Genomic DNA, 7421 nt, shown 5'->3' on the forward strand with positions numbered 1-7421 from the left:
CGTGACCGATGGTGTGAAGCGCGACGACGAGTATAACGGCACGAGGCCAGTGGAGGAGCGGCATCGCTTCGACGAGATGAGCCTTGAGGCCTGGATGCGCGAGCATGTGGAAGGCTATGAGGGGCCGCTGACCGTCCTGCAGTTCAAGGGCGGACAAAGCAACCCGACCTATCGGCTGAATACGCCGAAGCAATCCTACGTGATGCGGCGCAAGCCGTTCGGCAAGCTTCTGCCATCGGCGCACGCCGTCGATCGCGAATACAAGGTGATCGCGGCATTGGGGAAGCAGGGTTTCCCGGTTGCGAAGGCCTACGCGCTGTGCACCGATGACAATGTCATCGGCTCGGCGTTCTACATCATGTCGATGGAAGACGGCCGGATATTCTGGGATCCGGCGCTGCCGACGGTGCCGAAGGAAGACCGTCGTGCGATTTTCACGGCGAAGATCGAGACGCTGGCGCAGCTGCACAGCTACGATCCCGAAAAGATCGGCCTCGGCGATTTCGGCCGTCCCGGCAATTACTTTTCCCGTCAGGTCGATCGCTGGACCAAGCAGTACCGCGCCTCCGAGACGCAACTCATTCCGGAAATGGAACGGCTGATCGAATGGCTGCCGACCTCCGTTCCGGAGCAGGAGCGTGTGTCGGTGGTGCATGGCGATTACCGCATCGACAACATGGTGTTCCATACGACGCAGCCGAAGGTGCAGGCGGTTCTGGATTGGGAGCTGTCGACATTGGGCGATCCGATGGCCGACTTCACTTATCTTTTGATGCAGTGGATCATGCCGGGCCTCGACGGGCTCGACTTCAAGGCGCTCAACATCCCGACCATGGATGAAGCCGCGAAAATCTATTGCGAGAAGGCCGGCCGCAAGACCGTGCCGGATCTGAACTGGTACTATTGCTACAACCTGTTCCGGCTCACGGGGATCCTGCAGGGCATCGCCGGCCGCGTCCGTGACGGCACCGCATCCTCCGCCAAGGCCATGGAGTCCGCCAAGCGCACCGTGCCGCTAGCGCAGGCGTCATGGAAATACGCGCAACTCGCGGGCGCGAAATAAACCATCAAGAGGCGCGACCGAGTGGGGATCGCGCCTCTTTCATGATCGCTTCAGAGATGCCCCGCTAAGAGGGCCGGCCGCAGCAAGCGCTGCTGCGTCGATCGACCTGGAAACGCACTTGTCTCTCTCTCCCAATCTTCGCGGCAGCGTGCTGATGGCCACGGCCATGGCCGGCTTCAGCCTCAACGACGCGCTCACAAAATTCCTGACGCTGCACATGAACTTCGGCCAGGTGATGCTGGTGCGCGGTCTGTTCGCCGTTGTGCTGATCGGCGCGCTCGCCACCCAGCAGAAGGCACTGCGTCCGCTGCGCATCCTGTTCGTGCCGTCTGTGGCGCTGCGCGTATTCGGTGAGATCGGCGGCACCGTGACTTTTCTTGCATCGCTCGCACATCTGCCCCTTGCGAACGTATCGTCGATCTTTCAATCGCTGCCACTCGCGATCACGCTCGGTGCGGCACTCATCTTCGGTGAGCAGGTGGGCTGGCGACGCTGGCTGGCGATCGCCGCGGGCTTCGTCGGTGTTCTCATTGTGGTCCGGCCCGGCGTGGAGGGATTCAACCAGTTTTCGCTGCTGGCGCTGTTGTCGGTTGCGTTCTGTACCGTGCGCGATCTCGCGACCAAGCGCATTCCGGCCGAAATCCCTTCGCTGTTCGTCACGCTATTGACGACGATCGTTGTGACGATCGTCGGCGCCATCCTGCTCGTTCCGCTGGGTGGCTGGACGCCACCCTCGAACCGGTCGCTCGGCCTGCTGGCGCTCGCTGCGGTGCTGGTACTGATTGGATATCAGTGCGTGATCCTGGCGCTGCGCGCCGGCGATATCTCTGCCGTTGCGCCGTTCCGGTACTCGCAACTGCTGTGGGCCATGTTGCTTGGCTACCTCGTATTCGGCGATGTGCCGGACGGACCGATGGTTCTCGGCGCGTCGGTGATCGTGCTGTCCGGTCTTTACGCGTTCCATCGCGAGCGTGTTCGCAACCGGCTGCCGGCGGCCAGTGCGCCGAGCATGCCGCCGGATGGGTTGTAGGGCGATCACAGGGAATCCTCAGGATGGGTTCGCTCCATCCATCCTATAGGCTCGGCCGTCAGCGTCCGGCCCGGCGCGCAGTGAATGGCAGGGCAGCGTGAGCCATCTGGCTCGCACGTCCGTCTTCGTGCACATGAGGCGCAATCATTTGGCCTGAGTCTTGCTCTGTTCGGAGCCTGTCTGCTCTGACCGTAACTCACCCAGGATTGTCTTGCCTCTCTCTCCCAATCTGCGCGGCAGCCTGCTGATGGCTGTCTCCATGGCAACCTTCAGCGTCAACGACGCCATTGCCAAATTCCTCACCGTGCAGATGCATTTCAGCCAGGTGCTGCTGCTGCGCGGGCTGTTCGCCAGCGTCATGATCGGTGCACTGGCGGTGCATCAGGGCGCACTGCGCCCGCTGCGGGTGCTGGCCGTGCCATCGGTTGCGCTGCGCATCTGTGGCGAGATTGGCGGCTCCGCACTGTTTCTGCTGGCGGTGTCGTATTTGCCGCTCGGGAATGTGACGGCCATCGTTCAATCGTTGCCGCTGGTGATGACATGCGGCGCGGTGTTGATCCTGGGCGAGCCGGTCGGGTGGCGGCGGTGGCTTGCGATTGCCGCGGGCTTTATCGGCGTGCTGATCATCGTGCGGCCGGGCGCCGAGGGTTTCAGCCAGTTCACACTGGTGGCGCTGCTATCGGTGTTGTTCTACGCCACGCGCGATCTCGTCACCAAACGCATCCCGGCCGAAATTCCCACGCTGTTCGTGACCTTTCTCACCGCCGTTGCGGTGACGCTGGCAGGAGCGGCGCTCACCGTGCAGCACGGGAACTGGACTGTGCTATCCATTCATTCGCTCGCTCTGCTGGAGCTGGCGGCGGTGATGACGCTGATCGGCTTCCAGTGCGTGATCCTCGCGCTGCGTGTCGGCGACATCGCATCGGTGGCGCCGATGCGTTATTCGCAGGTGCTGTACGCAATGCTGCTGGGCTATCTGGTCTTCGGCGACGTTCCCGACGCCATGATGGTGATCGGCGCGGGCATCATCGTACTGTCCGGCATCTACACGTTTCACCGCGAGCGCGTCCGCGACCGCATGCTGGCGGCGAATTCAGCGAACGCTCCGCCGGATGGCATATAGCGCGGCGAGTGCGCCGCGCTATACGATGCGGCTAGATCGGCTTGCCCGCATAGGGCATCGAGGCCGTGAGGCCGCCGTCCACCGGGATCGCCTGGCCGTTGACGTAGGACGCTTCGTCGCTGGCCAGAAACAATCCCATTGCCGCGAGTTCATGCGGCTGGCCGGCGCGCTTCAGCGGATTAAGCTGGCCGATCTTGCCTTGCGTGCCGCGCTCCTTGGCGTTGTCGAAGATCGGCTTTGTCATGCCGGTCTCGATCAGGCCGGGGCACACCGCATTGATGCGCACACCGGTGCCGGAGAGCGAGTAGGCCGTGGTCTGCACCAGACTGATGACGCCGGCCTTGCTCGACGCATAGGGATGGCCAGAGGCGCCGGACTTCAGGCCTGCGACCGAGGCGGTGAGGACGATGGAGCCGTGGCCCTGTTTCACCATATGCGGCATGGAATGTTTGATCGCGAGGAACGGCCCGATCAGGTTGATGCGCAGGATCTCCTGCCATTGTTCGACGGTCTGTTCGAGCAGCGGCACGAGACCGCCCGATATGCCGGCATTGGCCCAGATCGCGTCGAGCTTGCCATATTTTGAGAGTGCCTTTTCGACATACGCTTTTACATCGCTCTCGGAACCGGCATCGGCGGTGACCGCCTCGATGGTGCCGCCGGCGTCGCTCACGAGTTTCGCGGTTTCATGCACGCTCTCGCTGCGATCAACGATGACGAGCTTCGCGCCTTCCTTCGAGAACAGTTGCGCTGCGGCGCGGCCGATGCCGCTGCCTGCGCCGGTGATGATGACGGATTTGCCTGCGAGGCGGCCCATGAGATTCTCCCTGACACTTCTCTGATGATTTTTTGGGCGGCGTGCCGCCGCATGGAATTCCAATTCGACGTGTTCAATGTCCGCCATCAGTCAGCGAAGATGCTTGAGGCATTGCGCGCTCTGACGTACGACAAACGAAACAGTATTGAAGGGTGGTCACGATGTCCAACGCCGAGAAACCGTTCGTGGCGCAGCATACAGTCCCTCAAGGTGTGACGGCGACGCGGTGGTGGTGGGTGCGACACGCGCCTGTCCGCAGTGACGGCGGCAACATCTACGGCCAGAAGGACATGGATTGCGACTGCAGCGACGGCGTGGTGTTCAGCGCCGTCAGCAAGATACTGCCGCGCAACGCGGTGTGGGTCGCCAGCAATCTGAAACGCACGCATCAAACCGCAGACGCGATCTGGGCTGCGGGATTTCCGAAGCCCGACGCGATGCCGCATGAAACGGATTTCGCCGAACAGCATCTCGGCGACTGGCAGGGCATGAATCGCGCCGCGTTCTTCGCGAGCCGTCCCATCAATGTCGGCAGCTACTGGTTCGCGCCGATCGACGAGCCATCCCCGAATGGCGAAAGCTTTATGGATCTGTACAACCGCGTGCGCCGTGGCATCGAACGGATCAATACCGAACACGCCGGCAGGGATATCGTTGCGGTTGCCCATGGCGGCACCATCAAGGCGGCGATCGGCCTTGCGCTCAACGATCAGCCGGATCGGGGCCTCGCTTTTACCATCGACAATTGCTCGGTGACGCGGCTCGATCATCTCGCCAGCGACGGCCACAGCGGCTGGCGCATTCCGATGGTCAACCAGCAACCATGGATCGCCGATCCATCGCATGCGGCGATGCATCAGCCGGCGGGACCGGAAGTGACGTCGACGAAACTCGCATAGATCAAAACAACCGGCCCATGCCGGATCAAGGGGAGAGAGAAATGAACTTGTTCGACATGACTGGAAAAGTCGCCGTCATCACCGGCTCGACGCGCGGTATCGGCCGGGCGATTGCCGAGCGCATGGCGGAGCACGGCGCCAAGGTGGTGATTTCCTCGCGCAAGCAGGATGTCTGCGATGAAGTGGCGAAGGAGATCAACGCACAGTTCGGCGCGGGGACGGCGGTGGCGATCGCCGCCAACATCTCCAGCAAGGAAAATCTGCAGAACCTCGTGGACGAAAGCAAGAATGCGTTCGGCAAGATCGACGTTCTCGTATGTAACGCCGCGTCGAATCCGTATTACGGCCCGCTGGCGGATATTTCGGACGATCAGTTCAACAAGATCCTGAGCAACAACATTGTCGCGAACAACTGGCTGACAGGCATGGTGGTGCCGGACATGATCGCGCGCAAGGAAGGCTCGGTGATCATCGTGTCGTCGATCGGCGGCCTCAAGGGTTCGACGACCATCGGCGCCTACTGCATTTCAAAGGCCGCCGATATGCAGCTCGCGCGCAATCTCGCCTGTGAATACGGCAAGCACAATGTTCGCGTGAACTGCATCGCGCCGGGCCTGATCAAGACCGACTTCGCCAAGGCGCTGTGGGACAATCCGGACACGCTGAAAGCCTCGACGGCACGCTCGCCGCTGCTGCGCATCGGCATCCCCGATGAAATCGCAGGCGCTGCAGTGTTCCTTGGATCGGCGGCCGGGAATTTCATGACCGGGCAGACCATGGTGATCGACGGCGGCGCGACGATCAGTTGAGGCACACTCGTTCCGGGGCGCGCTCTTGCGCGAACCCGGAACCTCGTTGTGGGCTGTCTCCGACAGCGTCAGGCCATTTCGGGATTCTGGGTTCGCGTCCGGCTTGCGCCGGCCGCGCCCCGGAATGACGAGTTTTTTGCTTACTCCACCGCGGCGTAAACCAGGCTCCGGATCAGCGTCCGGAAATATTCCCGTTGCCCCGGTCCCTGCGACATGAACACCGCGAACAGCTCTTCCTGCGGATCGATCCAGAAGAACGTGCCGGCGACGCCGCTCCAGAAGAACTGGCCTCTCGAGCCGGCATACGGCGCGAGCCCATCGTCCGTGCGTACGGCAAAGCCGAGGCCGAAGCCGTGGCCGGGCGGCACGAGATGTGTTTCCAGCTTCACGCTGGGCGTCAGATGGTTGGACGCCATCAGATGCAGTGTACGGCTGCCGATCACGCGGGTGCCATCCAGCGTGCCGCCATTGAGCAGCATCTGGCAGAAGCGCGCATAGTCCATGGTCTTCGACACCAGACCGCCGCCGCCGGATTCCATCTTCGGAATCTCCAGCGGATCGAACAGTGCGACTTTCTCGCCGGTCCAGGGATCGGTCGGGAAGGGCTGGGCGATGCGGTCCTTGTTCGCGCTTGCTGTGTGGAAGCCGGTCTCGGCCATCTGCAGCGGTGCCAGAATGTTTTCGGTGAGATAGTTGCCCAGCGACTTGCCGGACACGACCTCGATGACGCGGCCGAGAATGTCGGTGGAGCGGCTGTAGTTCCATTCGCTGCCGGGCTGGCAGATCAGCGGCAGGCCGGCGACAATCCTCGCATGCTCTTCGTTGGTGATGTCGCGATTACGCAGATTCGACTTCTGGTACATCCGCTGCACCATGCCGTTGCCGGTGATCTCATAGGAGATGCCCGACGTGTGACGCAGCAGGTCCTGGATCGTGATCGGGCGCAGCGGCAGCGCCAGTTCGAGCGCGCCGTTGCGCTCGACGCCGACCTTGGTGTCGGCGAATTCGGGGATGTATTTGGCGAGCGGATCGTTGAGCAGGATGTGGCCGTTCTCGACCAGCTGCATGATGCCCAGCGAGACGATCGGCTTGGTCATCGAGAAGATGCGGAACAGGCTGTCGCGCGTCATGAGCCTGGAAGAATTGGCCGCGGAGCCATCCGGCGTCAGCTTGCCGAAGGCCTCGAAATAGCCGATCTGGCCGCGGCGGGAGACCAGCATGGTGACGCCCGGCGTGGTGCCTTTGTCGATCTCGCGCTTGAACGCGTCCGACATGGTTTGAAGACGGTTTGATGACAATCCCAGCGTTTCCGGCCGGGCCTGCGGCAACTCCGGGGTGACGGGGGAAATGGCGTGTTTTGCGGCAGTTTGGACGTTCATGAGGGCTCCCGATAGCGCTTTGATTGATCTTGTCATTTGCCGGCTTACATAGGGGCTTCACCGGCATGGTTGGATGAGCTTGGCCTAGAAGTTCGGGCTTGAACAGGGCCGTTTTCCCTTGTAACCAGCCGCCGGTTTGGTGCTGCGCACGGGCGTGGCTTAACAGGTGGATCTATGGCCAAAGCAAAATTTGAACGTAACAAGCCGCACTGCAATATCGGTACGATCGGTCACGTCGACCACGGCAAGACGTCGCTGACGGCGGCGATCACGAAGATCCTGGCTGAATCGGGTGGTGCCA

The 7421-nt window shown here is 62.0% G+C and carries 8 protein-coding genes; 6 read left to right on the forward strand and 2 right to left on the reverse strand.

From position 1 onward, the window contains the following. The first annotated feature begins 1 nt into the window (after nt 1). The 3 genes from CIW50_RS25130 (at nt 2) to CIW50_RS25140 (ending at nt 3216) form a co-directional block, all read left to right on the forward strand. The gene (locus CIW50_RS25130; RefSeq protein WP_116661769.1) at nt 2–1063 is read left to right on the forward strand and encodes a phosphotransferase family protein; all 1062 of its coding nucleotides are present in this window, start codon (nt 2–4) and stop codon (nt 1061–1063) included. Nucleotides 1064–1181: 118 nt separating this feature from the next. Beyond that, nucleotides 1182–2093, forward strand: a complete 912-nt coding sequence (locus CIW50_RS25135) for a DMT family transporter (protein ID WP_149533891.1) — start codon at nt 1182–1184, stop codon at nt 2091–2093. Nucleotides 2094–2304: 211 nt separating this feature from the next. After that, nucleotides 2305–3216, forward strand: a complete 912-nt coding sequence (locus tag CIW50_RS25140; RefSeq protein WP_149533892.1) for a DMT family transporter — start codon at nt 2305–2307, stop codon at nt 3214–3216. Between the two features lie 31 nt (nt 3217–3247). Here the strand turns inward: CIW50_RS25140 and CIW50_RS25145 are convergent, their stop codons facing one another. Further along, nucleotides 3248–4033, reverse strand: coding sequence for an SDR family NAD(P)-dependent oxidoreductase (locus tag CIW50_RS25145; protein ID WP_149533893.1), 786 nt, complete (start codon nt 4031–4033; stop codon nt 3248–3250). A 161-nt stretch (nt 4034–4194) separates the two neighbouring features. On the opposite strand from CIW50_RS25145, the gene CIW50_RS25150 reads away from it, so the two are divergent. Continuing rightward, nucleotides 4195–4932, forward strand: a complete 738-nt coding sequence (locus CIW50_RS25150; RefSeq protein ID WP_149533894.1) for a histidine phosphatase family protein — start codon at nt 4195–4197, stop codon at nt 4930–4932. A 41-nt stretch (nt 4933–4973) separates the two neighbouring features. Then, the gene (locus CIW50_RS25155) at nt 4974–5741 is read left to right on the forward strand and encodes an SDR family NAD(P)-dependent oxidoreductase (RefSeq protein ID WP_149533895.1); all 768 of its coding nucleotides are present in this window, start codon (nt 4974–4976) and stop codon (nt 5739–5741) included. Nucleotides 5742–5881: 140 nt separating this feature from the next. Here CIW50_RS25155 and CIW50_RS25160 read toward each other — a convergent pair whose 3' ends face one another. After that, the gene (locus CIW50_RS25160) at nt 5882–7120 is read right to left on the reverse strand and encodes a serine hydrolase domain-containing protein (RefSeq protein ID WP_149533896.1); all 1239 of its coding nucleotides are present in this window, start codon (nt 7118–7120) and stop codon (nt 5882–5884) included. A 174-nt stretch (nt 7121–7294) separates the two neighbouring features. On the opposite strand from CIW50_RS25160, the gene CIW50_RS25165 reads away from it, so the two are divergent. Further along, a partial coding sequence (locus tag CIW50_RS25165) for a GTP-binding protein (protein ID WP_246664458.1) occupies nt 7295–7421 on the forward strand: 127 nt, incomplete at its 3' end.

The sequence above is a fragment of the Tardiphaga sp. P9-11 genome (assembly GCF_008329525.1).
Taxonomy (GTDB): domain Bacteria; phylum Pseudomonadota; class Alphaproteobacteria; order Rhizobiales; family Xanthobacteraceae; genus Tardiphaga.